This is a genomic window from Pseudomonas sp. GM_Psu_1 (assembly GCF_026544185.1).
Lineage (GTDB): Bacteria > Pseudomonadota > Gammaproteobacteria > Pseudomonadales > Pseudomonadaceae > Chryseomonas > Chryseomonas oryzihabitans.
The window spans coordinates 186,156-210,889 of the sequence record NZ_JALNUX010000005.1 but is presented as its reverse complement, the minus strand read 5'-3'; the positions used below and the strand labels follow the sequence as shown (position 1 = coordinate 210,889).

The 24,734-nt window shown below is 65.6% G+C and carries 24 protein-coding genes, 1 pseudogene and 1 riboswitch; of the genes and pseudogenes, 9 read left to right on the top strand and 16 right to left on the bottom strand.

The window, feature by feature from the left end; genetic code table 11:
• Positions 1 to 123 precede the first annotated feature (123 nt).
• Positions 124 to 1,038, top strand: a complete 915-nt coding sequence (locus tag OXS31_RS10550) for an AraC family transcriptional regulator (RefSeq protein ID WP_267398901.1) — start codon at positions 124 to 126, stop codon at positions 1,036 to 1,038.
• A 92-nt stretch (positions 1,039 to 1,130) separates the two neighbouring features.
• Here the strand turns inward: OXS31_RS10550 and mgrA are convergent, their stop codons facing one another.
• From mgrA to OXS31_RS10520, 6 genes are all read right to left on the bottom strand, one after another.
• A complete protein-coding gene (mgrA, locus tag OXS31_RS10545; protein WP_007161728.1) occupies positions 1,131 to 2,168 on the bottom strand; it encodes an L-glyceraldehyde 3-phosphate reductase in 1,038 nt (345 codons plus the stop codon).
• A 533-nt stretch (positions 2,169 to 2,701) separates the two neighbouring features.
• The gene (locus OXS31_RS10540) at positions 2,702 to 3,676 is read right to left on the bottom strand and encodes a biotin-dependent carboxyltransferase family protein (RefSeq protein WP_267398900.1); all 975 of its coding nucleotides are present in this window, start codon (positions 3,674 to 3,676) and stop codon (positions 2,702 to 2,704) included.
• Entirely contained in the window at positions 3,673 to 4,545 is an 873-nt protein-coding gene (locus tag OXS31_RS10535) for an allophanate hydrolase subunit 1 (protein WP_267398899.1), read from the bottom strand. Before OXS31_RS10535 ends, OXS31_RS10540 begins: the two co-directional genes overlap by 4 nt.
• Positions 4,542 to 5,915, bottom strand: a complete 1,374-nt coding sequence (locus tag OXS31_RS10530) for an acetyl-CoA carboxylase biotin carboxylase subunit (protein ID WP_042134117.1) — start codon at positions 5,913 to 5,915, stop codon at positions 4,542 to 4,544. The genes OXS31_RS10535 and OXS31_RS10530 overlap by 4 nt, the downstream gene beginning before the upstream one ends.
• Complete coding sequence (locus tag OXS31_RS10525; RefSeq protein WP_074583699.1) at positions 5,912 to 6,163, bottom strand: acetyl-CoA carboxylase; 252 nt, start codon at positions 6,161 to 6,163, stop codon at positions 5,912 to 5,914. The genes OXS31_RS10530 and OXS31_RS10525 overlap by 4 nt, the downstream gene beginning before the upstream one ends.
• Positions 6,164 to 6,256: 93 nt before the next feature.
• Positions 6,257 to 7,021, bottom strand: coding sequence for a 5-oxoprolinase subunit PxpA (locus OXS31_RS10520; protein WP_267398898.1), 765 nt, complete (start codon positions 7,019 to 7,021; stop codon positions 6,257 to 6,259).
• A gap of 118 nt (positions 7,022 to 7,139) precedes the next feature.
• Between OXS31_RS10520 and OXS31_RS10515 the strand changes: the two genes are divergently transcribed.
• The 3 genes from OXS31_RS10515 (at position 7,140) to OXS31_RS10505 (ending at position 9,729) form a co-directional block, all read left to right on the top strand.
• Complete coding sequence (locus tag OXS31_RS10515; RefSeq protein ID WP_027602295.1) at positions 7,140 to 8,057, top strand: LysR family transcriptional regulator; 918 nt, start codon at positions 7,140 to 7,142, stop codon at positions 8,055 to 8,057.
• A gap of 137 nt (positions 8,058 to 8,194) precedes the next feature.
• Positions 8,195 to 8,446, top strand: a complete 252-nt coding sequence (locus tag OXS31_RS10510; RefSeq protein WP_007161735.1) for a helix-turn-helix domain-containing protein — start codon at positions 8,195 to 8,197, stop codon at positions 8,444 to 8,446.
• Positions 8,443 to 9,729, top strand: a complete 1,287-nt coding sequence (locus OXS31_RS10505) for a HipA domain-containing protein (RefSeq protein ID WP_077172821.1) — start codon at positions 8,443 to 8,445, stop codon at positions 9,727 to 9,729. The genes OXS31_RS10510 and OXS31_RS10505 overlap by 4 nt, the downstream gene beginning before the upstream one ends.
• Before the next feature lie 9 nt (positions 9,730 to 9,738).
• Here OXS31_RS10505 and OXS31_RS10500 read toward each other — a convergent pair whose 3' ends face one another.
• Both OXS31_RS10500 and OXS31_RS10495 read right to left on the bottom strand, forming a co-directional pair.
• The gene (locus OXS31_RS10500; protein ID WP_077172822.1) at positions 9,739 to 10,137 is read right to left on the bottom strand and encodes a hypothetical protein; all 399 of its coding nucleotides are present in this window, start codon (positions 10,135 to 10,137) and stop codon (positions 9,739 to 9,741) included.
• A gap of 34 nt (positions 10,138 to 10,171) precedes the next feature.
• Complete coding sequence (locus tag OXS31_RS10495) at positions 10,172 to 11,185, bottom strand: 1-aminocyclopropane-1-carboxylate deaminase (RefSeq protein ID WP_007161738.1); 1,014 nt, start codon at positions 11,183 to 11,185, stop codon at positions 10,172 to 10,174.
• Positions 11,186 to 11,344: 159 nt separating this feature from the next.
• Between OXS31_RS10495 and OXS31_RS10490 the strand changes: the two genes are divergently transcribed.
• On the top strand, positions 11,345 to 11,815 hold the full coding sequence (locus OXS31_RS10490) for an Lrp/AsnC family transcriptional regulator (RefSeq protein WP_007161739.1): 471 nt from the start codon (positions 11,345 to 11,347) through the stop codon (positions 11,813 to 11,815).
• 47 nt (positions 11,816 to 11,862) lie between these two features.
• Here OXS31_RS10490 and OXS31_RS10485 read toward each other — a convergent pair whose 3' ends face one another.
• A complete protein-coding gene (locus tag OXS31_RS10485) occupies positions 11,863 to 12,867 on the bottom strand; it encodes a LysR family transcriptional regulator (RefSeq protein ID WP_267398895.1) in 1,005 nt (334 codons plus the stop codon).
• Between the two features lie 110 nt (positions 12,868 to 12,977).
• Here OXS31_RS10485 and OXS31_RS10480 point away from each other — a divergent pair, with 110 nt between their 5' ends.
• Both OXS31_RS10480 and OXS31_RS10475 read left to right on the top strand, forming a co-directional pair.
• Positions 12,978 to 14,030 (top strand): Gfo/Idh/MocA family oxidoreductase, encoded by a 1,053-nt coding sequence (locus tag OXS31_RS10480; protein ID WP_042134123.1) that lies wholly within the window; start codon positions 12,978 to 12,980, stop codon positions 14,028 to 14,030.
• A gap of 98 nt (positions 14,031 to 14,128) precedes the next feature.
• Positions 14,129 to 14,290: pseudogene (locus tag OXS31_RS10475) on the top strand (MFS transporter); the annotation flags it as partial.
• 40 nt (positions 14,291 to 14,330) lie between these two features.
• Here the strand turns inward: OXS31_RS10475 and OXS31_RS10470 are convergent.
• Genes OXS31_RS10470 through OXS31_RS10440 form a run of 7 tightly spaced genes read right to left on the bottom strand, consistent with a single transcriptional unit; the run spans position 14,331 to position 22,260 of the window.
• The gene (locus tag OXS31_RS10470; protein ID WP_267398894.1) at positions 14,331 to 15,485 is read right to left on the bottom strand and encodes a M20 family metallopeptidase; all 1,155 of its coding nucleotides are present in this window, start codon (positions 15,483 to 15,485) and stop codon (positions 14,331 to 14,333) included.
• Positions 15,485 to 16,879, bottom strand: coding sequence for a M20 family metallopeptidase (locus OXS31_RS10465; RefSeq protein WP_267398893.1), 1,395 nt, complete (start codon positions 16,877 to 16,879; stop codon positions 15,485 to 15,487). The genes OXS31_RS10470 and OXS31_RS10465 overlap by 1 nt, the downstream gene beginning before the upstream one ends.
• Positions 16,880 to 16,893: 14 nt before the next feature.
• The gene (locus OXS31_RS10460; RefSeq protein ID WP_074583691.1) at positions 16,894 to 17,856 is read right to left on the bottom strand and encodes an oligopeptide/dipeptide ABC transporter ATP-binding protein; all 963 of its coding nucleotides are present in this window, start codon (positions 17,854 to 17,856) and stop codon (positions 16,894 to 16,896) included.
• Positions 17,853 to 18,848, bottom strand: a complete 996-nt coding sequence (locus tag OXS31_RS10455; RefSeq protein WP_108581721.1) for an ABC transporter ATP-binding protein — start codon at positions 18,846 to 18,848, stop codon at positions 17,853 to 17,855. Before OXS31_RS10455 ends, OXS31_RS10460 begins: the two co-directional genes overlap by 4 nt.
• Positions 18,849 to 18,862: 14 nt before the next feature.
• Positions 18,863 to 19,765 (bottom strand): ABC transporter permease, encoded by a 903-nt coding sequence (locus tag OXS31_RS10450; protein WP_108581722.1) that lies wholly within the window; start codon positions 19,763 to 19,765, stop codon positions 18,863 to 18,865.
• A gap of 8 nt (positions 19,766 to 19,773) precedes the next feature.
• Positions 19,774 to 20,691, bottom strand: a complete 918-nt coding sequence (locus tag OXS31_RS10445; protein ID WP_007161747.1) for an ABC transporter permease — start codon at positions 20,689 to 20,691, stop codon at positions 19,774 to 19,776.
• Between the two features lie 48 nt (positions 20,692 to 20,739).
• Positions 20,740 to 22,260: an ABC transporter substrate-binding protein gene (locus OXS31_RS10440; protein WP_027602319.1), complete on the bottom strand. Its 1,521-nt coding sequence runs from the start codon at positions 22,258 to 22,260 to the stop codon at positions 20,740 to 20,742.
• A gap of 171 nt (positions 22,261 to 22,431) precedes the next feature.
• Between OXS31_RS10440 and OXS31_RS10435 the strand changes: the two genes are divergently transcribed.
• The gene (locus tag OXS31_RS10435; RefSeq protein ID WP_027599337.1) at positions 22,432 to 23,337 is read left to right on the top strand and encodes a LysR family transcriptional regulator; all 906 of its coding nucleotides are present in this window, start codon (positions 22,432 to 22,434) and stop codon (positions 23,335 to 23,337) included.
• A 177-nt stretch (positions 23,338 to 23,514) separates the two neighbouring features.
• A riboswitch (guanidine-I (ykkC/yxkD leader) is annotated at positions 23,515 to 23,614 on the top strand.
• Positions 23,615 to 23,665: 51 nt separating this feature from the next.
• Entirely contained in the window at positions 23,666 to 24,730 is a 1,065-nt protein-coding gene (locus tag OXS31_RS10430) for a putative urea ABC transporter substrate-binding protein (RefSeq protein ID WP_267398892.1), read from the top strand.
• The last annotated feature ends 4 nt before the right edge of the window (positions 24,731 to 24,734 follow it).

The following is a 24,734-nucleotide window of genomic DNA, read 5'->3' as shown; positions in this document are numbered from 1 at the left end:
TAACCTGGCATTGACCAGTTGCCGATACATTTTTGACCTGGATCGCCGAGCGTACCGACGTCAAAAAAGCATCGATTGCCATGCCGGCCGGTGCGGGCCTACAAGAACAAGCAGAGGTGCATCATGAAGGCGACCGCCTTCCTCGAGGCGCGGCCGGCAGAGCTGGAAGTGATCCTTGCCGCGCCCGACCAGAGCTTTCGCTGGTACGAGCACGACTATCCCTACGCCTTGGCGCGCTGGAATCATCATCCGGAATACGAGATCCACCTGATCCGCCAGGGCAGCGGCCGGCTGCTGGCCGGCGACTATGTCGGGCCCTTTGCCGCAGGTCATGTGGCCATGATCGGGCCGGATCTACCGCACGACTGGATCGGTGATCTGCTACCCGGCGAGGTGCTCGCGGGCCGTGACGTAGTCATCCAGTTCAACGGCGAACTGTTGCGCTCGCTGAGCGCCGTGGCACCGGAACTGGGCGATTATCTGCCGTTGCTGGAGCAGGCCCGACGCGGGCTGGAGTTCAGCGGCGACACGGCCCGCGAAGCGGCTGCCTTGATCGAGGCGATCGGCCAGGCCCAGGGCGCCGAGCGGCTGCTCAGGCTGTTCGACTTGCTGGGCCTGCTGTCCCGGGCGCCGGGAAGCGAGAGGCTCGTCCTGGCCAGTGCCTGTTATGCGCCGGCGCTGGATGCCCGCAGTTCCGCCCGGGTGCATCAAGCCTTCGACTATCTGCTGAGCGAACTCACCGAGGACATCCGGCTGCCGGTGATCGCCAGGCGCGTCGGCATGAGCGAGGCGGGGTTTTCACGCTTCTTCAAGAAGGTCACCGGCCACGGTTTCATCGAACTGGCGCGCAAGCTGCGCATCCAGCGAGCCTGTCGGCTGCTGCTGCAGGCGGAGTTGTCCATCGCCGCCATCTGTTTCGAGGTGGGCTATTCCAACCTGTCCAATTTCAACCGGCATTTTCGCAACGAGACCGGACGGACGCCCAGTCAATACCGGCAGGAGCAGATCGGAACCCGGCGTCAGCAGCCGCATGGGTGAGGGCGGGCGAGGGTGGTCATGCCCTGGGCCGGTAGGCGCTCATAGAGGTAGGCGTACCTGGCCCTGGAGCGCCAGATACGCCGAACACAGCCTTATTCCGCGCTGGACGGCTTGGCCCAGAGGTTGATGTCGCCTTCGACCGCGTGGGTGTCGATCTCGGCCAGTTCCTCGGCGGTAAAGCTCAGGTTGTCTAGGGCCGCGACGTTTTCCACGATCTGTTCGGGCCGACTGGCGCCGATCAGGGCGCTGGTGATGCGCGGATCGCGCAGGGTCCAGGCCAGGGCCAGCTGCGCCAGACTCTGGCCGCGGCGCTTAGCGATGGCATCCAGGGCGCGGACCCGGGCCAGGTTCTCGGCAGACAGATGGCCTTGCTGCAGCGACTGGCCACCGGGCTGATTGACCCGGGCTTCGGCCGGAACGCCATTGAGGTACTTGTCGGTCAGCAAGCCCTGGGCCAGTGGCGTAAAGGCGATCACGCCGCTGCCGATTTCCTCGGTCGCATCCAGCAGATCCTTTTCGATCCAGCGATTGAGCAGGTTGTAGGCCGGCTGGTGGATCAGCAGCGGGATCTTCCAGTCGGCCAGCAGCTTGGCCATTTCCCGGGTCTTGGTCCCCGAATAGGAGCTGATGCCGATATAGAGCGCCTTGCCTTGCTGGACCGCGGTGGCCAGGGCGCTGGCAGTTTCTTCCAGCGGCGTGTGTTCGTCGAAACGGTGCGAATAGAAGATGTCGACGTAATCCAGGCCCAGGCGCTTGAGGCTCTGGTCCAGGCTGGCCAGCACGTATTTGCGCGAGCCGCCACCTTGGCCATAGGGCCCGGGCCACATGTCCCAGCCGGCCTTGCTGGAGATGATGAGCTCGTCACGATAGGCGGCGAAGTCTTCGCGCAGCAACCGACCGAAATTGATTTCGGCGCTGCCATAGGGCGGCCCGTAATTGTTGGCCAGGTCGAAATGATTGATGCCCAGATCGAAGGCGGTGCGCAGCAAGGCGCGCTGACGATCCAGTGGCGTGGTGTCGCCGAAGTTGTGCCAGAGGCCCAGCGACAACGCCGGCAGCACGAGCCCGCTGCGACCCACGCGGCGGTAAGGAATACGGTCGTAGCGATCGGAAGCGGCTTGATAAGCCATTCAAAACTCCTCGGGATGGAATACTTGTCGGAAACCCAGGACATTCGCGCGTGGTGACACAGGCGGAGGCGCGACCATCGGGAAAGAGCTCCGGGAACGGACGCCATCCGATTAAAGCTGTCGGCGCCAGCTTGTACAAACGGCCGCTGCGGAATTTGCGCTGCAGGTGTGCGGTAAGCGGCGATCTGAATCCCTGAAGCAGTCATGGCTGGCAAACTGGCAAGGCGGTAGCGGATTTCAGAAAGCCGCCAGCGTGAAAAGGCAGACACTCGGTGCAGCGCTCCATAACCACAACTTCGCATAATGTATATTATGTTAAATTGTATATGGGCCTAGACTGACAACTGCCCTTTGCCATCCCCTCCAGTCTTTAACCTTATCCCTGATTCGGCCACCTGCTTCGACTCCGGCTTCCCTACCCTGGCCCTGTTAATCGACGATCAGGATCTCCTTGCATGACGATCCTGAAAACGCGTCCGTTGCGAACGACGCCTTCAGGATCTCTCGACTGATCACCGGCTGCCATCGAGTCCCTAGCTCGCCAACAGCTGCTCCAGTCGCTGCAGGCGCTCCTTGTACACACGCCGTGCGGCCAGCGCGTCTTCCAGGGTTACCGCCACGAATCGCGCCCTCTGGTTGGGCTGCAGCTGACCGATCAAATCCAGGTCGCTGCTGATGACCGTGCCGATCATGGCGTAGCCGCCACCCGACACGGCGTCTCGGTGCAGGACGATGGGTTCGAGGCCCGCCGGTACCTGGATCGAGCCGATGGGATAACAGCTGTCGACGATATTGGACGGATCCGAGCCGGCGCCAAAGGGTTGTTCGCGCGGCGTGAATTGCAACGGCCGGCCGCCCTTGAATCTGTAGCCGATGCGATCGGCTTCGGAGCCCACTGTCCAGGTATCGGCGAAAAAGGCCTCGGCGGCGTCTGCGGTCAGCCGGTGATGATAGAGCCCCGGCACGACCCGCAGGGTCACCTCGCCACCGCAAGCCGGCACCAGGTCGACTGGCAACCGGACGCCAGGCTTGGCGCCTGTCGCCGGGGTTCCGACAGTCAGTTCGTCACCCGCGGCGAGCCTTCGGCCCTGGAAGCCACCGAGGCCGCCCAGGGTGTACGTCGAGCGACTGCCCAGCACCTCGGGCACGGCGAAACCGCCCGCCACGGCCAGATAGCCACGGGCGCCGGCCTTGAGGTAATCGAACTTGAGCACCTGGCCGGCGCGCACGCTGAAGGCTTCGTCCAGTGGCATTTCGGCGCCGTCCAGGCGTGGCGTCATGCGCGCGCCGCTCAGGGCAACCAGGGCGTCTTCGGTAAAGTGCAGCTCCGGGCCGAGCAAGGTGCATTCCAGGGCGGCGGCGCCGGGTGCGTTGCCCACCAGCAGATTGGCCGCGCGCAAGGCATAGCTGTCCATGGCCCCGGACGGCGGGATGCCCAGGTGGTAGTAGCCTTCGCGACCAAGATCCTGGATCGAGGTGGCCAGGCCGGGTTTGAGTACCTTGATCATGCCGGCTCCTCCATCAGGGTGCGCGGATAGCCACGGGGATCGTCGAGAAAGGCGTCCAGGGAAAAGTCCACCGGACGGATATTCAGGGTGAAGCTACCCTCCTCTACCTCGGCCAGCATCCGGTCGTATTCGGCGCGGTTGATGGCGCGGAAACGGACGATGTCGCCGGGCCGGAAGAACACCATGTGGTCCTGCAGGTAATCGAGGCGCTGGGCCGGTTCGTAGATGGGCGCCGGCGTCACGCCGAACATCTGGTAGCCGCCGGCGCCTCGTACCGAGTAGATGCAGCCGAAGCAGCCGCCGTGGCCGAGGGTCTGCTTGGGCGTGTCGGTGCGGGGTCGCAGGTACTTGGGGACCTGCAGCTGCCGCTCGGCCTCGACCATCTGGAACATGAACGGCAATCCGGCGACGAAGCCCACCATGGAGACGAACCAGGGCGCGCCGCTGTGGGCCTCGATGAAGGCCTCGACATCGGCCAGGCCGTTGATGCGCGCGGCGTATTCCAGATCGGTAGCGGTCGGATCCTGGTGGCGATCGCGAAAGCGCATCAGCGTCTCGTGGGTCCAGGGATCGTTGTAGAGCACCGGGATCTCGATCAGACGCGTGGCCAGTTGGCGCTCGGCCACCGCCTGGTCTTCCACGCCCTGGACGGCGGCCAGCAGCCGGTCGGGCGGCAGGACATCGGGATCGAAGCGGATCTGGAAGGAGGCATTGGCCAGGCAGATGTCGTGGATGCCGGGCAGTTGCAGCGCCTGCACCGCGCGGGTCATGGCCAGGCCACGGAAAAACGCCTCCAGGGACATGCTTTCGGACAATTCGACGAACAGGTGCTCGTCGCCGCCGAAGCTATAGCGGATCGCGGTCGTCATGCGGGAATCTCCTCGGCCAACCAGTGTTCCAGGGTACCGGTGTCGAAGCGGGCTTCGATCACCCAAGGTTCGTCCAGCAGGCGGCGATGCAGACTGGCGGTAGTAGCCATGCCGGTCAGACGCAACTGGTCCAGCGCCTGGCGAGCACGGGCCAGGGCCTCGCCGCGATCGGCGCCATGGGCGATGAGCTTGGCCAGCAGCGAGTCGTAATAAGGCGGCACTCGGTAGCCTGCATAGAGATGACTGTCGACGCGGATGCCCGGACCCTGCGGCCAGGCGAGCTGCTCGACGGTCCCGGGGCTGGGAAAGAAATTGCGCGCCGGATCTTCGGCGTTGAGTCTCAGCTCGATGGCGGCGCCCTGCAAATGGATGTCTTCCTGGCGCAGCCCCAGGGGTTCACCTCCGGCGATGCGCAACATGGCCTGGACCAGATCGATGCCGGTGACCATCTCGGAGACCGGATGCTCCACCTGGATGCGGGTGTTCATCTCGATGAAGAAGAACTCGCCACGGGCTTCGTCGAACAGGTATTCCAGGGTGCCGGCGCCACGATAGCCGAGGCTTTCGGCCAGGCGTACCGCGCTGGCGCAAAGGGTCTCGCGCTGGGCGGCGCTCAGGACCGGCGATGGCGCCTCTTCCAGGAGCTTCTGTCGGCGCCGCTGCAGCGAGCATTCGCGCTCGAACAGATGCACGGCGCGCTGGCCATCGCCAAGGATCTGCACCTCTATATGCCGAGCGCGCTCAATGAAGCGCTCCAGATAGAGGGCGCCGCTGCCAAAGGCGGTCTGGGCTTCACGCTGGGCGATGGGAAACTCCCGCGCCAGCTCGGCGGCGTCGCGCGCCAGGCGGATGCCCCGGCCTCCTCCTCCGGCCGATGCCTTGATCAGCAGCGGATAGCCCACCGTCGCGGCTGCCGCTATGGCGGCCTCTATATCGGCCGGTTCGCCGGCAGAGCCCGGTACCACCGGGACGCCGGCCGCCAGCGCGGTGCGCCGCGCCTCGGCCTTGTCGCCCATGCGGCGGATGATGTCACCCGAAGGGCCGACAAAGATGGCACCGGCCTCCTCCACCGCATCGGCAAAGGCGGCGTTCTCGGCCAGGAAGCCATAGCCGGGATGCACCGCATCGGCGCCGCTGTCTCGCAAGGCCGTGAGCAGAGCCTCTATATTGAGGTAGCTGCGATCCGCCCGCGCCGGGCCGATCACCACCACGGCATCGGCCTGGCGCGCCGCCAGCGAATCCCGGTCAGCCTCGCTGCAGGCCAGTACCGTCTCGATATCCAGCGCCTTGGCGGCGCGCAGGATACGGACGGCGATCTCGCCGCGATTGGCCACCAGCAGACGGCGGATGCCGCCCCCTGTCGTATTCACGAGGCGGCCTCGTTCAGGGTGGCCAGCAACTGACCGGGCTCGACCGGATCCCCGTCCTCGACGGCAAAGGCCGTCAGGGTCCCGGCGACCTCGGCATGAACCTCGGAGAATTGCTTCATCACCTCGACCAGGCCGATCACGGTGCCGGCGGTGACGGTTTCCCCGACGTCCACATAGGGCGCCGCATCGGGCGTGGGTTTGCGATAGAACGTTCCGGGCAGGGGCGAGAGCACCGAATGTTCGGCCATGACGATTCCTCTTCTAGGCAATGTTGTCGGAAAGGCAGGCGTAGCTAAGGGCAGGAGGACCCGGCGTCTTGGCGCCGGTGTCCGCATGGAAAACTAGCCGGCGCCCGGGGCGCGGATGGCGATGCCGGCGGCCTCCAGGCGCTGGCGGATGGCCTGGGCCAGGCCCAGCGCCCCGGGGGTGTCGCTGTGCAGGCAGATGGATTCGAAGGCCACCTCGACCTCGCCCCCCTCCACCGTGGCGACCCGTCCCTGCTGGCAGGCTTTGAGCACCCGGTCGGCCACCGCCTGAGGATCCAGCGCGCCCATGCGCCGGACCAGGACGATGGAGCCGCTGGCGTCATAGTCCCGGTCGGCATAGAACTCACGCACCAGGGGCTGGCCCAGCTCGCGACCGATTCGCCAGGTGGCCGAATCGGGCAGGCAATAGAGCAGCAGCCCGGGTTCGAGGCGTTGCAGCGTCTCCACCAGCAGCCGGGCCGCCGCCTCGTCCCGGGCCAGGTGCATGAACAACGCACCATGGGGCTTGAGGTGCTGCAGCCGCAGGCCATGCAGCCGGGCGAATTCACGCAGGGCGCCGAGCTGATAGACGATATCGGCCACCAGTTCGTCGGCGGGCATCTGCAGGGGCCGACGGCCGAACCCCACCAGGTCGCGATAGCCCGGATGGGCGCCAATGGCCACGTTGCGCGCCTTGGCCTGCTGCACGGTGCGCTGCATGAGGCCGGGATCGCCGGCATGGAAGCCGGTGGCGATATTGGCCGAGCTGACCAGGTCGAGCAGCTGGTCGTCCACGCCGTCGCCCAGCGTCCAGGTGCCAAAGCCCTCGCCCATGTCGGAATTGAAATCCACCTCGATCATTGCGGTATTCCCTGGCAGCGGTGCGGTGCCTTCGACCTTAGGACTGCCCTGCCCCCTTGGGAAGATTTATTATCCAAAGCCCAGTGTTCGGAAAAATCGATACCTCAGGACAGTCGCCATGGCCCTCACCCTGCGCCAACTCCGTTATTTCACCGCGACGGCAGAACTGGGGCAGATCTCCCAGGCGGCCATCCACCTGAACATTTCCCAGTCGGCGGTGACCAGCGCCATCCAGGAACTGGAGGGCCTGCTGAGCACCAGTCTGTTCGTCCGTTCGGCGCAAGGGATGGCGCTGACCGATGCCGGTCGGCATTTCCTCAACCATGCCTACGGTATTCTGCGCGGCGTCGACGACGCCCTCAGCAGCGCCCTGCCCGATCACCGCGCCAGCGGCGAGTTGCGCATTGCCGCCAGCTATACGGTGATCGGCTACTTCCTCCCCCACCACCTGCAACGCCTGGCACAGCTCTATCCCGAGGTGACGGTGGCGGTACACGAGCAGGAGCGCCAGGCCATCGAAGAGGCGCTGCTGGACAGGCGCATCGACATGGCGGTGGTGCTGACCGCCAACCTGACCCACGAGGACATCGTCTCCGAGACGCTCTTCAATTCCGAACGCCGGCTCTGGCTGCCCAGTGGCCATCCCTTGCGCGATCGACCCAACGTCAGCCTGGCGGATGTCGCCCGCGAGCCCTATGTCCTGCTGACCGTCGACGAGGCCGAACAGAGCGCCATGCGCTATTGGCGCCAGGCCGGTCATGAGCCCCAGGTGCGGTTGCGTACCAGTTCGGTGGAGGCCGTGCGCAGCATGGTGGCCAACGGCAGCGGTGTCGCCATTCTTTCCGATCTGGTCTATCGGCCCTGGTCGCTGGAGGGCAAACGGCTGGAGACCCGCACCCTGGTAGAGCCCATTACGCCCATGAGCGTGGGGCTGGCCTGGCATAGGGAGCATCCGCTGACGCCGGCCATGCAGGCCTTTCGCAGCTACTTCCACAGCGCCTTCCTGGCGCCCCAGCAACTGGGCGCGCGACGGTGATTGCAGGGATAAATCCTCACGAGCGAAAGGATTCGATCCGTATAACCGTCTGAATAGCTAAAATCCTCACGATCTTGAGGATTGCACCGGCTATCCCTTTGGCGTTAGCCTGATCCTCACACTCGTGAGGATAAATCATGCAGGTGCTACTCAAGAATGCCGCCGACCTCGGTGCCCTCGTCCGCCAGGCACGCAAGGCCCAGGCCCTGCGTCAGGACGACGCCGCCGGCAGCCTCGGCGTCAGTGAAAACTTTCTCGGCAAGGTCGAGCGCGGCGGCGAAACCGTTCAGTGGGGCAAGCTGTTCCAGGTACTGGAAGGCCTGGGCGTGCGCCTGATCGTGGATCTGCCCCCCGAGGTGGAAGCCCAGCCGGATACCCGGACACCATGAGGCGTGAACTCCTGGCCTGGATCGATGACCAGCTGGTGGGTCGGCTGGCTGACGAGAACGGTATCTGGTCGTTCCAGTACGAATCCGGTTGGCAGGCCTTCGGACTCTGTCCGCAATTGCCCTTGCAGCCAGAGCCGCTGATCGATGGCAGTTCGCAGCGACCGGTGCAGTGGTACTTCGACAACCTGCTACCCGAGGAAGGCCAGCGGCAATTGCTCGCCCAGGATGCGCGCCTGGAGGCCGCCGATGCCTTCGCCCTGCTCAGTTGGTACGGCGCCGAGTCCGCCGGCTCCCTTACCCTGCTCGCCGAAGGCCAGCGCCTGCCACCGGGGGATCGCCGCCCCCTGAGCGACGCCGACCTCTCCCGACGGATCAAGGCCATGCCGCAGCTGCCACTGACCCACGAGGCGCACAAGCGCATGTCGCTGGCCGGCGCCCAGCACAAGCTGGCGGTGATCCTTGATGAGCAGGGGCTGCAGGAACCCGTGGGCGCCCTGCCCTCGACCCATATCCTCAAGCCGGACCATCCCCACGAGGCCTTCGCCCATTCGGTGATCAATGAGTGGTTCACCATGCGCCTGGCGGGTATGGCCGGGCTGATCGTTCCTGCCGTCGAGCGCCGCTACGTACCCGAACCGGTCTATCTGATCGAGCGCTTCGACCGCGTCCGCACCCCGGGCGGCTGGCAGCGACGCCATGGCATCGACGCCTGCCAGGTGCTGGGGCTGGATCGTCATTTCAAGTACCAGGCAGGCAGCGTGGAGCGGTTGGCCGAGCTGGCACGGCTATGCGAAGCGCCCGCCGTGACCCGGACGCGGCTGTTCAATTGGCTGGCGTTCAACGTGCTGGTGGGCAATACCGATGCCCATCTGAAGAATCTGGGCTTTCTGGTCTCACCGCGGGGACTCGCCCTGGCGCCCTGCTATGACCTGCTCTGTACGGCCGTATACGAGAGTCGCGCCTTCGACCAGCAGCGCTGGCCGGACGCAACCACCCTCGCCTGGCCGATCCTGGGTGAAAACCGGCTGGCGGCCATCGACCGCGAGCGATTGCTGGATGCCGCCGAGGTGCTGGGTATCAAGCGCTCGCCGGCTGCGGCCCAGTTGCAACGCCTGCGCCAGCGCCTGCCCTCCCAGGCTCAGCAGTTGCTGGAACAGACCGAGCGGGAGAATCAGGTTCTGGCCGCCACGCGACCGGAGTTGCGGGCAGTCTTCGCCGGCGAGTTGCGCTGCCTGCGGGCGATCAGGGCGCTGATTGCCGAACAGGTCGAGCGGCTGGCCTGACGGCCACCCTTAAAGCGGCAACACCGCCAGCAGGCGCTCGCGTCTGAGCTGCTGTAGGCGGGCGCCCAGCTCGCGCGTGGGGGTGCCGCTGGTGAACCGTTGCAGGCGTTGCCCGGCGACCGATCCCAGCCATTCCAGCTCGTTAAAGCCTTCCGGCTCGACCGCCAGCAGCAGGCAGTCACCGCCCAGCCGGGACAACAACCCCACGATCCGGCTGCGTGGACCCTGCGCCAGCCACTCCTCGTGCAACCCGACGGCGTCCTCCAGTTGCAGCACCGGGAGGTCGCTGCAACCGGGCAAGCCGCTGCGCAATTCAGCCGTCACGGCGGGGTCGAGATCGCCATGCAGGATGACCAGCGCCACGGCCGGTCGGAGGTCGTCTACCGCTGTCCAGGGTTGGCTCGTCATGCTGGACCTCCTCGTGACCGGTCGAAGCCTGGGCTCAGGCGAAGGCGTTGTGATAGGCGTTGAGCGCCGGTGCGCCCCCGAGGTGAACATAGAGCACCCGGCTGCCCTTGGCGATCTCGCCACTGCGCGCCATGGCTATCAGCCCGGCCATGGATTTGCCCTCGTAGACCGGATCGGTGAGCATCCCCTCCATCTGCGCGGTGTAGCGGATGGCCTCGACGGTGGGGCCATCCGGCAGGCCGTAGTCGGGGCCGCAGAAACGCGGCTCGATGATGACGTCCTCGTCGCGAATCTCCTTGTCCAGGCCAATCATCTCGGCGGTGTTGCGCGCGATCTTGGTCACCGCGGCGCGGGTCATCCCGGCGTCCGCCGCCGTGTCGATACCGATCAGGCGACGCTCGCGCTCCTGGGCGCGAAAGCCCACCACCATGCCGCCCTGGGTCGAACCGGTACAGGTGGCCGTGACCACGGTATCGAAGAAGAGGCCCTGGTCGCGCTCCTGCGCCGCCAGCTCGTCGGCGAAATGGGCATAGCCGAGGCCCCCCAGGGGATGGTCCGAGGCGCCGGCGGGAATGGCGTAGGGCTTGCCGCCTTCACGCCGCACCTCGTCCAGCGCGCGCTCCCAGGTCGCCTTCACCGCGGTGGAATAGCCCTCGCCTTCCAGCAGCGTCTGGGCGCCCATCAGGCGGGACAGCAGGATGTTGCCGACCTTGTCGTAGACCGGGTCTTCCCACTTGGTCCATTCCTCCTGGACCAGCCGGCACTTCATGCCCAGCACCGCGGCGACGGCGGCGACCTGGCGCGTGTGGTTGGACTGGATGTTGCCGATGGACACCAGGGTATCGCAGCCCTGCGCCAGGGCATCGGCGGCCAGCCATTCCAGCTTGCGCACCTTGTTGCCGCCATAGGCGAGACCGGAGGAGACGTCGTCACGCTTGGCCCAGAGTTCGATACCGAGGTCCTTCGACATGCGCTCCAGCTTGTGCAGGGGCGACGGGAAATAACCGAGCTTGACGCGGGGAAAACGCTTTTCGAGATCCAGGGACATAGCAGCGACTCCAGTGGTGAGAGAACGCTTTCAATGCTAGGGAAAACGTTGAAAAAAGTGCTTTCGAATGAGCGGTACGAAATCTGCTTTCCTTTTGGCTACCTCGATTTCCTCCCATAGACGTTCTTCCAGAGACCACTTTTCAAGGAGAATCTTTCGATGAGCGAAGCTGCGGAACTCACCTCGGTCGAACGCAAGATCCTGCGCGCTCTGCAACAGGACGGACGGCTCAGCAATGCCGAGCTGGCGCGCCAGGTTTCCCTGAGCCCGAGCGCCTGCTGGAACCACACGCGCAAGCTGTTCGAGAGCGGGGTCATCACCGGTGTCAGGGCCCATGTGGACCCCAAGGCGGTGCAACGGGAGACCGCAGTGCTGGTGGGCGTGGTGCTGGACAGGTCGACCCCCGAATCCTTCCAGGCCTTCGAGGCGGCCGCCCGCGCCCTGCCCCCGGTGCTGGAGTGCTACCTGGTGGCCGGCGACGTGGACTACTTCATCAAGCTCAGGGTCAAGGACATTGCGGCTTTCAATCGCCTGCACAGCGAGCGGCTGATCGCCCTGCCCGGCGTGCGCCAGGTGCGCACCTTTTTCGTGCTGAACGAGATCAAGACCGATGGATTGTTGCCCATCTGATTAGGCGGGTGGCGCCTAGGGAGGGACGGGTACCGAGCGGCGCCCGTTCAGTACACAGTTGCCTGCGTGCTGTTGGTATCAGTGCCGGGCCCTGACAACCCGTTGGCCGTGGTCTCAGCCAAGAGTGCGTACGGGCCGGAACTCAGGTGATCACTCAAGAACTCCAGGCAGACTCTGATCTTCATCGACCCGGAAGCCCGAATCGTGGTGACGGCGGATACGTCAGCCGGCTGGTAATGTTCAGGTAGGACACGGACAAGCGTGCCATTTCTAATGCTCGGCGCCACGTCCCAGGTCGATGCCATGATGATGCCGAATCCTTCATGGGCCCACTCCCGAACGACATCACTGTGATTGGATGCCATTGGCCCTGTCACCTTTACCGACTCAAGGCCATTTGGCCCCTCCAGCCGCCATACACCGAAACTCTGATCCCTGCCACGAAACAATAGACAATCGTGGCGTTGAAGGTCGCTTAGCGCGGTTGGGCAGCCTCGTTCTTCCAGATAGCTCGGAGCGGCACAGAGAATCCGTTGGCTGTCTGCAATCTTGTGAACAATCAGGTTCTGCTCGTTGACTTCACCCACTCGGATATCGATGTCGAATTGCTCTGCAACCAAGTCAGTTCGACGGTCAACCAGCTCGAGCCAAACCTCCAACTTGGGGTAGCGTTTCCTGAGCAAGGCCAGAACAGGTGCGATGTGAAAGCGCCCCATCCGTTGGCTCGTGCTGATACGCAGCGTGCCTCTGGGTTCGACGCGGTCACCCAGCGACGTTTCAAGCATTCCATTGACGTTGTCCATGATCGTCTGTGCCCAGACAAGCATCGTCTCGCCATCCCTGGTGATCGAAACCCGCCTGGTTGTCCGGTTGAAAAGCTTGCAGCTCAGCGTCTCTTCCAGCGCCAGAACACGCTTGCTGACGTGAGCGGGAGAGATCCCAAGCTCTGTGCCAGCGGCGCTAAAACTGCCGCGTTTGGCAATCACGGAGAACAGGAGCAGATCCCTCAGGAAGGGATCATTGTTCACTAGTGGAGAATTCTGATTTTCCATGAAGGACAATTATAGCATTTGGAGTTGATAGTAGCCTTGATCCTGGCAGATCGAATCGCGACCCCAATTGCGTCGCGATTTACAACAATAACGCTCGCGAAGATCAAAGCATGTCCAAAATCAGAATTGCGGTAGCCGGTGCCGGCCTCATCGGGCGCCGCCATATCGAACTCATCAAGGCGAGTCCTTCTTGTGAACTGGCAGCGGTTGTCGATCCGCTTGAAATCGATGCCCAATACCTGGATTCACTAGGCGTCACGCACTATGCAGATCTTTCTGCCTGCTTCGCCGAAGACAAGCCTGACGGCGTAATTCTTGCCACACCTAACGCTCTACACGTCGAACAGACCCTGCAATGCATTGAGGCGGGTGTTGCCGCGCTGATCGAGAAGCCGGTGGCGCATAGCGTTGCGGAAGGTAAGCGGTTACTCGCGGTCGCCGACGCAACGGGTGCCAGGCTGCTAGTAGGTCATCATCGGGCGCATAGCCCCATCCTTGCCAAGGCGCGAGAGGTCATACGCGACGACATCCTGGGAGAGATCGTTGCTGTTCAAGGCAGCGCTTTATTCTACAAACCAGATGACTACTTCGACGCTGCCATCTGGCGGCGCCAGGAAGGCGGCGGCCCCATTCTGATCAACATGATCCATGAAATAGGCAACTTGCGTTCGCTGTGCGGCGAGATTGTTGCCGTTCAGGCGATGCAGTCCAGCGCAGCGCGCGGGTTTCCCGTCGAAGATACCGTGTGCATCGGCCTGCGCTTTGAGAGTGGAGCTCTCGGTTCCTTCTTGCTTTCCGACAGCTCTGGATGCGCCCGCAGCTGGGAACAAACATCGCAGGAAAACGCGAGCTATCCATCCTACGAAGATGAGGACTGCTACGTCATCAGTGGGAAAAACGGCTCGTTGTCAGTGCCCACTATGCGTCTCAAATACTACGAAAGGGTCGAAGACAGATCCTGGTGGAAGCCCTTCCAAACAGGCGTTGCTGGTGTTGAGCGCCACGACCCGCTTGAGATCCAGCTTGAGCACTTCTGCAACGTCATACGAGGCACGGAATCGCCACTGGTTTCTGTGCGCGACGGCCTGCGGAATCTCATCATCACCGAGGCTATCTCAGCAGCCGCGAAGAGCGGCTCGATCATGGAAATCGGCCCTATCTAAGTCTTTGGCATAGCGTCTAGTCATGCGCTGCCTTACGGGTACCACGGCTGTTTTCGCCGCCCTGCCCCATCTATAAAAACAATAACTGGAGTATTCAGATGAGCACGGCAACCGAGACAGAACAGCACCCTTCCAAGCAGGCCAGGAAGGCCACCGCGAGTGGTTGGATTGGCTCCGCTTTGGAATGCTACGACCTTTTCATTTATGCCCAAGCAGCAGCATTGATCTTTCCCCAGCTCTTTTTCCCTTCGCCTGATCCGAGCAGCCCTAAACATTGCCAAGAACTGAAGCGGCTCGTCATCAGACCTTTACGGCGAGGGCGAGGATGGTGGCGACCAGCGCCTGGGTGCGCGGAACCAGGGTGTCGAGCACCAGGAATTCGGCATCGGTATGCACCTTGCCACCGACCGGGCCCAGGCCACAGAGGGTGGGCACACCCAGGCTGGCGGTAAAGCCGGAATCGGCGCAACCACCGGTGAACTCCCCCTCCACGCTGAAGCCAAGTGCCTGCGCCTCGCGCTGGTAGAGCGCCAGCAGGTCACGGCTCAGGTGCTCTTCCATGGGCAGGAACAGGCCGGTGATGGTGACGCTGGCCCGGGTTCCCGGCAGCTCTTCTTCGGCGACGATGGCCTCGATGCTCGCCTGCAGTTCGGGCCAGTCGGCCAGGGCGACGAAGCGCACGTCCAGGCGCGCGGTGGCGCTGGGCGCGACAGTGTTGCTGGAGGTGCCGCCCTCGATGAGGCCGACGTTGGTGGTGATGCCGCGCCCGTAGTCGGTCAGGGCATGCAACTTGATCACCTTGAGCGCCAGGGCCTGGATAGCGCTGGCGCCTTCGGCGTGGTTGACCCCGGAATGAGCCGCCCGCCCGCTGACCTTAATGGTGAGGCTTGCGCCCCCCTTGCGCGCCTTGACCACGTTGCCGCTGACCCGTCCGGGCTCGCAGTTCAGTACCGCCCGGGCCGCGCGCGCCGCGGCTTCCAGATGAGGGCGCGCCGTGCCGGAGCCGATCTCTTCGTCACCGGTGTAGAGCACCCGTACCGGGAATGGCAGCTCGCCGGCCCGCTTGAGCGCGCGCAAGGCGAAGCAACTCGCCACCAGACCACCCTTCATGTCCGCGACACCGGGGCCGTAGGCCTGGCGGGCATCCTGGGTGAAACCGCGGCTGGCCACGGTGCCCGGCGGAAAGACGGTGTCGCGATGGCCCAGCAGCAGCACCGCGGCGCCCGTGGCAGGCCCCACCTGGGCGGCGAGGATGTCACCGAAGTCGGTCACCGGCGTCCGGGCGACCTCGATGCCATCCTCGGCCAGGGCGGCGGTGAGCACGGCGCCGACGGCATCCACGCCAGCCTTGTCGTAGCTGTTGGAATCGGTGTCCACCAGGCGTTGCAGCAGGCGGGTCATCGGCTCGCGCTGGGTGGCGAGCCACTCCAGGGTGGTGGTCTTGGCAAGGGACATCAGCTGCGGCTCCAGCGATCGCCCAGGTCCCAGAACAGCCCGGCCATGAGTTGCAGCCCCTGCCGCACGACCGGGGCCAGGAGATGCTCGTTGGGCGCGTGCTGGGAGCAGGCGGGATAGGAATGGGGTACCCACAGGGTGGGCAGTTCGAGGATGTCGGCAAAGATGTCGTTGGGCAAGCCACCGCCGAAATTGGGCAGCAAGGCGGGCTTTTCGCCCAGGGTGTGGGTCAGGGACGTCAGGGCCCAGTCCACCCAGGGATTCTCCGGGTCCAGCCGCGAGGCGTGGAGGATCTCGTCCTTGGCCCGGGTGACCCGCACGGCGGCGAAACCCCGCTCGGCCAGGTGCGCCTCGATCAGCGGAATGAAGGTCGTACAGTCGCAGCCGGCGACGAAGCGGATCTGGCAGTGGGCACGGGCAGTACCAGGAATGGCATTGACCGGTGCCTCGGGGTTGCCGGTGGTGAAGGCCAGCAGTTCGAAGGTGTTCCAGCCGTAGACGCGTTCGGCCGGGGTCAGCCCGGGCTCGCCCCAGTGGGGGTCGATGGCCGGATCGCCCGGCGCGCCGCCCACCTCGATGTCGGCCAGGGCACGGCGCACCGGTGCGGGCAGCTCGGAGGGCTTGAGCCCCGCGACCTGGATCTGGCCCTGGGCATCCACCAGGCTGGCCAGGGCATGGGCGAGGATGATGCCGGGGTTGGCCAGCAGCCCGCCCCAGTTGCCGGAGTGATGGCCGCCTTCGCGCAGGTCCAGATGCAGGTCGAAGTTGAAGGTGCCCCGGGCACCCAGGAACAGCGTGGGCCGGGATGCCGAGACCCGCGGACCGTCGGAGGCGATGAACAGGTCAGCGGCCAGGGCCTGGCGCTGCTCCTGGCAGAAGGTGCGCAGGCCGACCGAGCCGATCTCCTCGCCCATTTCCAGCAGCAACTTGACGTTGTAGCCCAAATGCCCGCCGCGCGCGGCGATCACCTGCTCCAGCGCCGCCAGGTTGAGCAGGTGCTGGCCCTTGTTGTCGGCGGTACCGCGGCCGTACCAGCGCTCGCCCTGCTCCACCAGCGTCCAGGGCGCGAGGCCCTCGCGCCAGCGGCTGGCATCGCCGCGCACCACGTCGCCGTGGCCATAGCTGAGCAGGGTCGGCAGCCTCGGGTCCTCGATCCGCTCGGCGATCAGCAAGGGCCCCTTGCCGGCGACCGGGTTGTCCAGCCGGCGACTGGTGAAGCCGAGACTGGCCACGTAGGGAGCGATGAAGTCATCCAGGTAGCGCTGCAGCTCCGCCTGGCGCTCGGGTTCCTGGCTTTCGGTGGGATGGGCCACGGCGGTGGCGAGCCGGGCACGGAAGGCGCCGCTGTCGAAGTGCGCGGCGGCAAGCTCAAGGGCATGGGTACGGCTGGTCATGGCGGACTCCGGGGTCAGGCGGGTTCGGGCAGGTGGCAGCGCTTGCTGCCGCCGGGGATGGTTTCGCGTTCCGGATAGTGCTCGGCGCAGGGGCCGAAGCAGCGCGGGCAGCGGGGATGGAAGGCGCAGCCGCTGGGCGGCGAGATGGGATTGGGAAAGCTGCCGCCCAGGCCCAGCGCCGGGAGCCCCAGCGCTGGATCAGGGGTGAGCACCGCGTCCAGCAGCGCCCGGGTATAGGGATGCGCCGGCTGGGCGAACAGCGCCGCCCGCTCCCGCTCCTCGACGATCTTGCCGAGGTACATCACCGCCACCCGGTCGGCCAGGTGTTCCACCACCGCCAGGTTGTGGCTGATGAGCAGATAGGTCAGGCCGAATTCACGCTTGAGTTCCAGCAGCAGGTTGAGGATCTGCGCCTGCACCGAGACGTCCAGCGCCGAGGTGGGTTCGTCGCAGATCAGCACGTCCGGGCGCATCACCAGGGCGCGGGCGATGGCCACCCGCTGGCGCTGGCCGCCACTGAGCTGACCGGGATGGCTGTCGGCGGCGCGGCGCGGCAAGCCCACCACGTCGAGCATCTCCGCGACCCGCCGTTGCTGCTCGGCGGGCGTGCCCAGGCCATGCACCTGGAGCGGCAGCGCCACGATCTGGCGCACCGTCTTGCGCGGATTGAGCGACGAATAAGGGTCCTGGAAGATCGGCTGGATGTGCCGGGCCATGCGCTTGCGGTCCACCCCACGCAGGTGCTCGCCACCCACCAGGATGTCGCCGCTGGTGGGCGCCAGCAGCCCCAGCAGTAGCTTGGCCAGGGTGCTCTTGCCGCACCCCGATTCCCCCACCAGCCCCAGGGTCTCGCCGCGATAGAGCCGCAGCGAGATGCCATCCACCGCCTTGAGGGTGGCCGGCGGGCGGAACAGGCCGCGACCCAGGGTGAATTCGCGGCGGATGTCGCACAGCTCCAGGGCGATCTCGCGGCTCATCGCACACCTCCGACCCGGCGCAGGGGCTCGCTGGGCAGGGCGAAGTGGCAACGCGCCAGGTGCGCGCCCTCATCCAGCAAGGGCACGCTGTCGGTGCAGGCCGCCACCGCCTGCGGGCATCTATTGCGAAAGGCGCAGCCGTGCTGCTCGCCGACCAGGCTGGGGACCAGCCCGGGAATGGCGCCCAGCGGCTGCCCGGGACGAGTCCGGCCCGGTACCGGGATGCTTGCCAGCAGGCCGCGGGTATAGGGATGTCGGGGGGCGGCGAAAAGCTCGGCGGCCGGTGCCTGCTCGACGATCTGGCCGGCATACATCACCGCTACCCGGTCAGCGATGCGCGCCACCAGCCCCAGGTCGTGGGTGATGAAGACGATGGCCGTGCCGAATTCCCGCTGCAGGTCGCGCAGCAGGTGCAGGATCTGCGCCTGGATGGTGACGTCCAGCGCCGTGGTGGGTTCGTCGGCGATGATGAGGTCCGGCTCGCAGAGCAGCGCCATGGCGATGACCACCCGCTGGCGCAAGCCGCCGCTGAGCTGGTGCGGATACTGGCGCAGGCGCTCGCCGGCGTTGCTGATGCCGACCTTTTCCAGCATGGCCTCGGCGCGGGCCCAGGCGGCCTTGCGGTCCAGCCTGCGGTGACGCCGCAGCACCTCGGTGAGCTGGTCGCCGATGCTGTAGGCCGGATTGAGGGCGGTCATGGGCTCCTGGAAGATCATCGCCAGGCGATTGCCGCGCAGGTCGCGCATACCCCTCTCACCCAGGGTCAGCAGGTCGTGCTCGCCCAGCGTCAGCCGCGCCGCCTGGCGCCGGGCCTGGCGCGGCAGGAGGTCCATCAGCGCCAGGGAGGTGAGCGACTTGCCGCAGCCGGATTCGCCCACCAGGCAGAGCATCTCGCCCCGCTCCACCTGCAGGTCCAGGCCGCGCACGGCGTGTAGGGTATCGTCCCCCAGGGGAATGTCGATGCGCAGGTCTTTAACGTCGAGCAGTGCCATGGTCAGTCCTCCGCTTAGTTGCGCCCGCTGGGCGCGGCCAGATCCCGGATGCCGTCGCCGAACAGGTTGATGGCCAGCACCAGCAGCATCAGGGCGATCCCGGGGATGGCGATCACCCAGGGCGAAAAGAACATGTAGGGCTTGCCTTCGGCGATCATCAGGCCCCAGGACGGCAACGGCGGCTGCACGCCCACGCCGAGAAAGGACAGGGTCGCCTCCAGCAGGATGGCGTGGGCCATCTCCAGGGTGATCACCACGATCAGCGCCCCCAGCAGGTTGGGCAGGATCTCGCCGACGATGACCCGCCAGGGCGAACAGCCCAGGGCCTGGGCAGCGGCGACGTATTCGGCGTCGCGGATCTGCTGCACCGCGGCGCGCACCACCACGGCGAAGCGATCCCACAGCAGGCAGCCGAGCAGGATCACCACCACCTTCAGCGAGCCGCCCACCAGCGAGGCGGCGGCCAGGGCCACCATCACCACCGGCAGGGCCAGGCGGGTGGTCACCAGGTAGCTCACCAGGGCATCGACCTTGCCACCGTAATAGCCGGCGAGCACCCCAAGCAGGGTACCGATGGCGCCGGAAATGAGCGCCGCGGCCAGGCCGATGAACAGCGAGATGCGTGCGCCATAGAGCAGGCGGGACAAGTAGTCGCGGCCGAGCTTGTCGGTGCCCAGCGGATGGGCCCAGGTGCCCTTGGCCATCCATACCGGTGGTTTCATCCGCTGCATCACGTCCTGGGCATAGGGATCGTGGGGCGCCAGCCAGGGTGCGGCCAGGGCGGCGAACACGATGATGACCAGCAGTACGGCGCCGAGGGCGAAGCCGCGGTGGCCGAACCAGCGGCGCAGCTGGCGACCCAGGGTCGGTCGTGGGGGCAGATAGTCGTCGAGCACGAAGGGATTGGCGACGGTCATGGGGCCTCCTAGCGCACGCGAATGCGCGGGTCGAGCAAGGCGTTGAGCAGATCGGCCAGCAGCGTCAGCACGATGTAAATCAACGCGATCAAGAGGACGATGGCCTGCACCACCGGGAAGTCGTTACGGGCGATGGCGTCCCAGGCCAGCTGGCCGATGCCCTGCAGCGAGAACACCGCCTCGATCACCACCGAGCCGCCCAGCATGAAGCCGAACTCCACCGCGGCCAGGGCCACCACCGGGATCAGCGCATTGCGCAGGGCGTGCTTGAACAGCACCCGTGCCGGACTCAGGCCCTTGGCCCGGGCGGTGCGGATGTAGTCGGCGCCCAGCACGTCGAGCATCCCGGCACGGGTCAGTCGCATCAGCGAGGGGGTGGCGTAGTAGCCCAGGGCGATCGCCGGCAGGATGAAGTGCTGCCAGCTGGTATTGCCGGACACCGGCAGCCACTTGAGGGTCACGGCGAAGACGACGATCAGTACCAGGGCGAACCAGAAGCTGGGCATCGCCTGGCCAAAGGTCGCCAGGGTCAGCGCCAGGCGGTCGATCCAGGTGTCGCGCTTGACCGCGGCCAGCACCCCGAGCGGGATGGCGATGAGCAGCGCCACCAGCAGCGCGATGGCGCCCAGGGTCAGGGTGATGGGCAGGCGGCTGGCGATGAGATCCCGCACCGACTCCTGGAAGAAGAACGACTGCCCCAGGTCCAGCCGCAGCAACTGCCCGACCCACTCGACGTACTGGGTCGCCAGGGGTTTATCGAGTCCGTGTTGATGACGCACCACCTCGATCTGTTCGGCGGTGGCTTCGGGGCCGGCGATGGCGGTGGCCAGATCGCCGGATAGGTGCAGCAGAAAGAAACTTATGAGGGAAACGGTAAAGGCCACGGCCAGGGCGATACCCAGGCGGCGCAGGAGGTATGCTGACATGCTCGGCTCCTCGGCTAGGAGCGCCCCCGTGCGGGGCGCCGGGACGGATCAGTTCCAGTGGGCCAGGGCGAATCGCGGCAACTCGTCCGGATAGGGCTGGAAGGCCAGGTCCGAGGTGAAGGCGTAGTTGATGGAATAGTTGAACACCGGTGCCCAGTAGGCCTGCTCGGCGATCCGCTGCAGCGCCTTGCGGTAGTTCTCCTTACGCACGGCCGGGTCCATGGCGGTGTCGGCCACCTTGAGCCAGTCGATCACCTGGGGATCCTTGGCCACGTCGTCGGCATTGCCCTTGAAATAGACGCCGGTGGCCGCCGAGGCATCGGCGATGGAGAAGGAGCCCCAGGCGAGAAAGGCCATGGGCACCTTGCCGGCGCGCTGCTGGTCACGCAGCGCGGCGTATTTCAGATAGCGCAGCTTGGCGTCGATGCCCACCGCGCGCAGGTCGCCGATCAGCGCCTCGACCACGTCGCGGTCGCGGTAGGCGAAGATCTCGGTGCTGAAACCGTTGGGGTAGCCGGCGGCCTTGAGCAGCGCCTTGGCCTTGGCCGGGTCGTAGGGGTAGCCCGGCACCGCCTTGGCGTCGCAACCGAATTGCTCCGGATAGCAGGCCACCTGCAGCGGCTGACTGCCGCCCCCCATGAGCTGACTGGCGATGGCTTTGCGGTTGATCGCGTAGTTGACCGCCTGGCGCACCTCGGCTTTGGCAAAGGGCGAATCCGGGCTGGAGGCGCCCTGGGCATCCATGCTGAGGAAGCCGATCCTCATGCTGGCCCCGCTTTCCACCGTGAGATTGGGCGCGGCCTTGAGTTGCTCGGCCTGGTCCGGCGCCACGCGCCAGGCCCAGTCGATGCCGCCGGTCATGAGTTCGGCGAGTCGGGTTTCGGCGTCGGGAATGACGCGGAACTGGATATGGCCGATGCGTGGCTGCCCCTGGGGGCTGTCCTTGAAGTAGTCGGGATTGCGTTCCAGCGTGACGCCCTGGCCGCTGGTGACCGCGACGATGCGATAGGGCCCGGTTCCCACCGGCTTCTGCGCGAAGCCCGCCAGGCCTACTTTCTGGAAATACTTGCCGGGATAGATGGGCAAGGGATTGGCCAGGTATTCCAGCGCGGCTGGAAACGGCTGCTTGAGGTGCAGGCGGACCTTGTATTCGCCCAGCTTCTCGGCGCTCTTGATCCAGTTGACGTTCTGCTGAGTGACCACCTTGCCCTCGGGCGAGGCCACGTAGTTGAAGGTGAAGACCACGTCATCGGCGGTGAAGGGATCGCCGTTGTGGAAGGTCACGCCCTGGCGCAGATCGAAGTCGAGGGTCAGCGGATCGACCTGCTGCCAGTGGGTGGCCAGCATCGGCTTGTATTCGCCGGTCTGGGGGTCGCGGTAGATCAGGGTGTCCCAGGCCAGGTGGGCGAGGATGACGCCTTCACGGGCATCGTTGTGATAGGGGCTGACGTTTTCGGGTTCGGTGTCGGAGGCGTAGACCAGGGTGTCGTTGGCCTTGCCGGCGAAGGCCTGGCCCTGGGCCAGGAAGAGGGAAAACGCGATGCCACAAGCGAAACCTTTGAGTCCCATGCCGTCTGTCTCCGGGGCGGTGGTTGGTCAAAGGCAGGTCCGCGAAGCGCGGGGAAGGAGTTCTTGCTGAAGCCTGTTATTGGTCTCTTGACCCGACTCTAGGTCTTGCCATCCCATGCCACAAGCAGAATATTTAGATGCAAGCCATGCCTTTTCGGCAAAGGAGGCTCCATGCAGCCCTACGGAATCCAGTCCACCGCCCTGCGCTATTTCCTCGAGGTGGTGCGTTGCGGCTCCATCAGCGAAGCCTCCCAACGGCTCAATGTCGCGGCCAGTGCCGTGAGTCGCCAGATCGCCAAGCTGGAACGCGAATTGGAGACGCCGCTGCTCGAACGCCGTGCTCGCGGGGTGGTGCCCAGCGCCGCCGGGGAGCGTCTGGCGGTGCATGCGCGAAAAGCGCAGCTGGCCAGCGAACAGGTCGCGGCCGAACTGCGCGGCCTGGCCGACCTGCGCCGCGGTCAGGTGCGCCTGGCCACCACCGAAGGCTTTTCGCTGGACTTCCTGCCCGAGGTGATCGCCGCCTTTCGCCAGGGCTACGCCGGCATCCACTTTTCCCTGGAGGTCTGCGCCCCCGCCGTGGTGACCCGCCGCGTCCAGGAAGGCGATGCCGACCTGGGGCTGACCTTCAGCCTGAGGCCCGAGCCGGATATCCGCGTCGAGGCCACCCTGAGTGGCGCCATCAAGGCGATCGTCGTTCCCGACCACCCGCTCGCTAGCCGCACCGGCCTGGCCCTGGTCGATCTGCAGCCCTATCCCCTGGCGCTGCCAACGCCGGACACGACGATCCGCCAGCTGTTCGACATCTGCTGTGGCGTCCAGGGCCTGTCCTTCGAGCCGGTGCTGGTGAGCAACAACATGCAGGCGCTCTATCGCTTCGCCGCGCTGGGCGCCGGAGTCGGCCTGTTCAGCGAGTTGAGCCTGCGCAGCCGGCTGCGCGAGGGCCAGTTGGTGGCCCTGCCGTTGCTGGACGAGGGCCTGGCGGCGCGGCGGATCGAGTTGCAGAGCATGGCGGGTCGCGAATTGCCACCGGCGGTCAATGCCTTCCGCCACGCGCTGATCGCGGCGCTGGGACGCTGAGTCAAAGCAGTGCATCAAGCCACTACGATGCACTGCAACGGGGCGGCGCGGCCGGTAGCGCAGCGCCGTCATGGCAAAGAACCAGCATGGCACGGGGCCTGGAGGCAACTGGCACGCATCTGGCAAAGACCATAGCGTGCAGGAGCACCGGTCAGCCGGTTTGATGCACCACAATCTGCAATGGATGACTAGGGTTCCGACTCGCTCGTGCGGGTGTCTGGTCCGAGAGTCGTCGACCTCTGATGGGGTTACACGGCGGGACAAAAGCCCGGGAGACACAGCGCCAGTCGCGTGCTCCTGTCCCGTCGTCCATCCTATTGGAGGTCCCATGCGCCATCCCCTGCTCGCCTCGCTCGTTCTCGGTTGTTCCCTGCTGCTTGGTGCCACCGCTCAGGCGGCGCCGCGCGACGACTTCAAGGTGTGCTGGACGATCTATGCCGGCTGGATGCCCTGGGGCGAAGCCCAGGCCCAGGGCATCATCGACAAGTGGGCCAAGAAATACGGCATCCACGTCGAGGTCGTGCAGCTCAACGACTACGTCGAATCCATCAATCAATACACCACCGGCCAGTTCGATGGTTGCGCCATGACCAACATGGACGCCCTGACCATTCCGGCCGCGGGCGGCGTGGACAGCACGGCGCTGATCGTCAGCGACTACTCCAACGGCAACGACGGCGTGGTGATGAAGGGCAAGGGCAAGACCCTGGCCGACCTCAAGGGCCAGCAGGTCAACCTGGTGCAATTCTCCGTCTCCCACTACCTGCTGGCGCGGGCGCTGCAGAGCGTGGGGCTGAGCGAAAGGGACCTGACCACCGTCAACACCTCGGATGCCGACATGGTGGCCGCCTTCCAGACGCCTGACGTGCGCAACGTGGTGACCTGGAATCCGCTGCTGGCCGAGGTCAAGGCCCAGCCCGACACCACCGAGGTGTTCGATTCCAGCAAGATTCCCGGCGAGATCCTCGACATGCTGGTGGTGAACACCGCCACGCTCAAGGATAACCCCGCCCTGGGCAAGGCCTTGACCGGTGCCTGGTTCGAGATGATGGCACTGATGCAGGCCCACGACGCCAAGGGCAAGGCCGCCCTGGAAGCCATGGCCAAGGCCTCGGGCACCGACCTCGCCGGCTTCCGGGCGCAGCTGGACAAGACCCGGCTGTTCGCCACGCCCGCCGAGGCCCTGGCCTTCGTCAAGGACCCCGCGCTGCCCACCACCATGCAGCGCATCGCCCACTTCTCCTTCGAACACGGCCTGCTGGGCCAGGGCGCGCCCAGCGCCGAGGCCATCGGCATCGCCTATCCGGGCGGCAAGACCAGCGGGGACGCGGGCAATCTCAAGCTGCGCTTCGATCCGACCTTCGTACAGCTGGCCGCCGACGGCAAGCTCTGAGCCC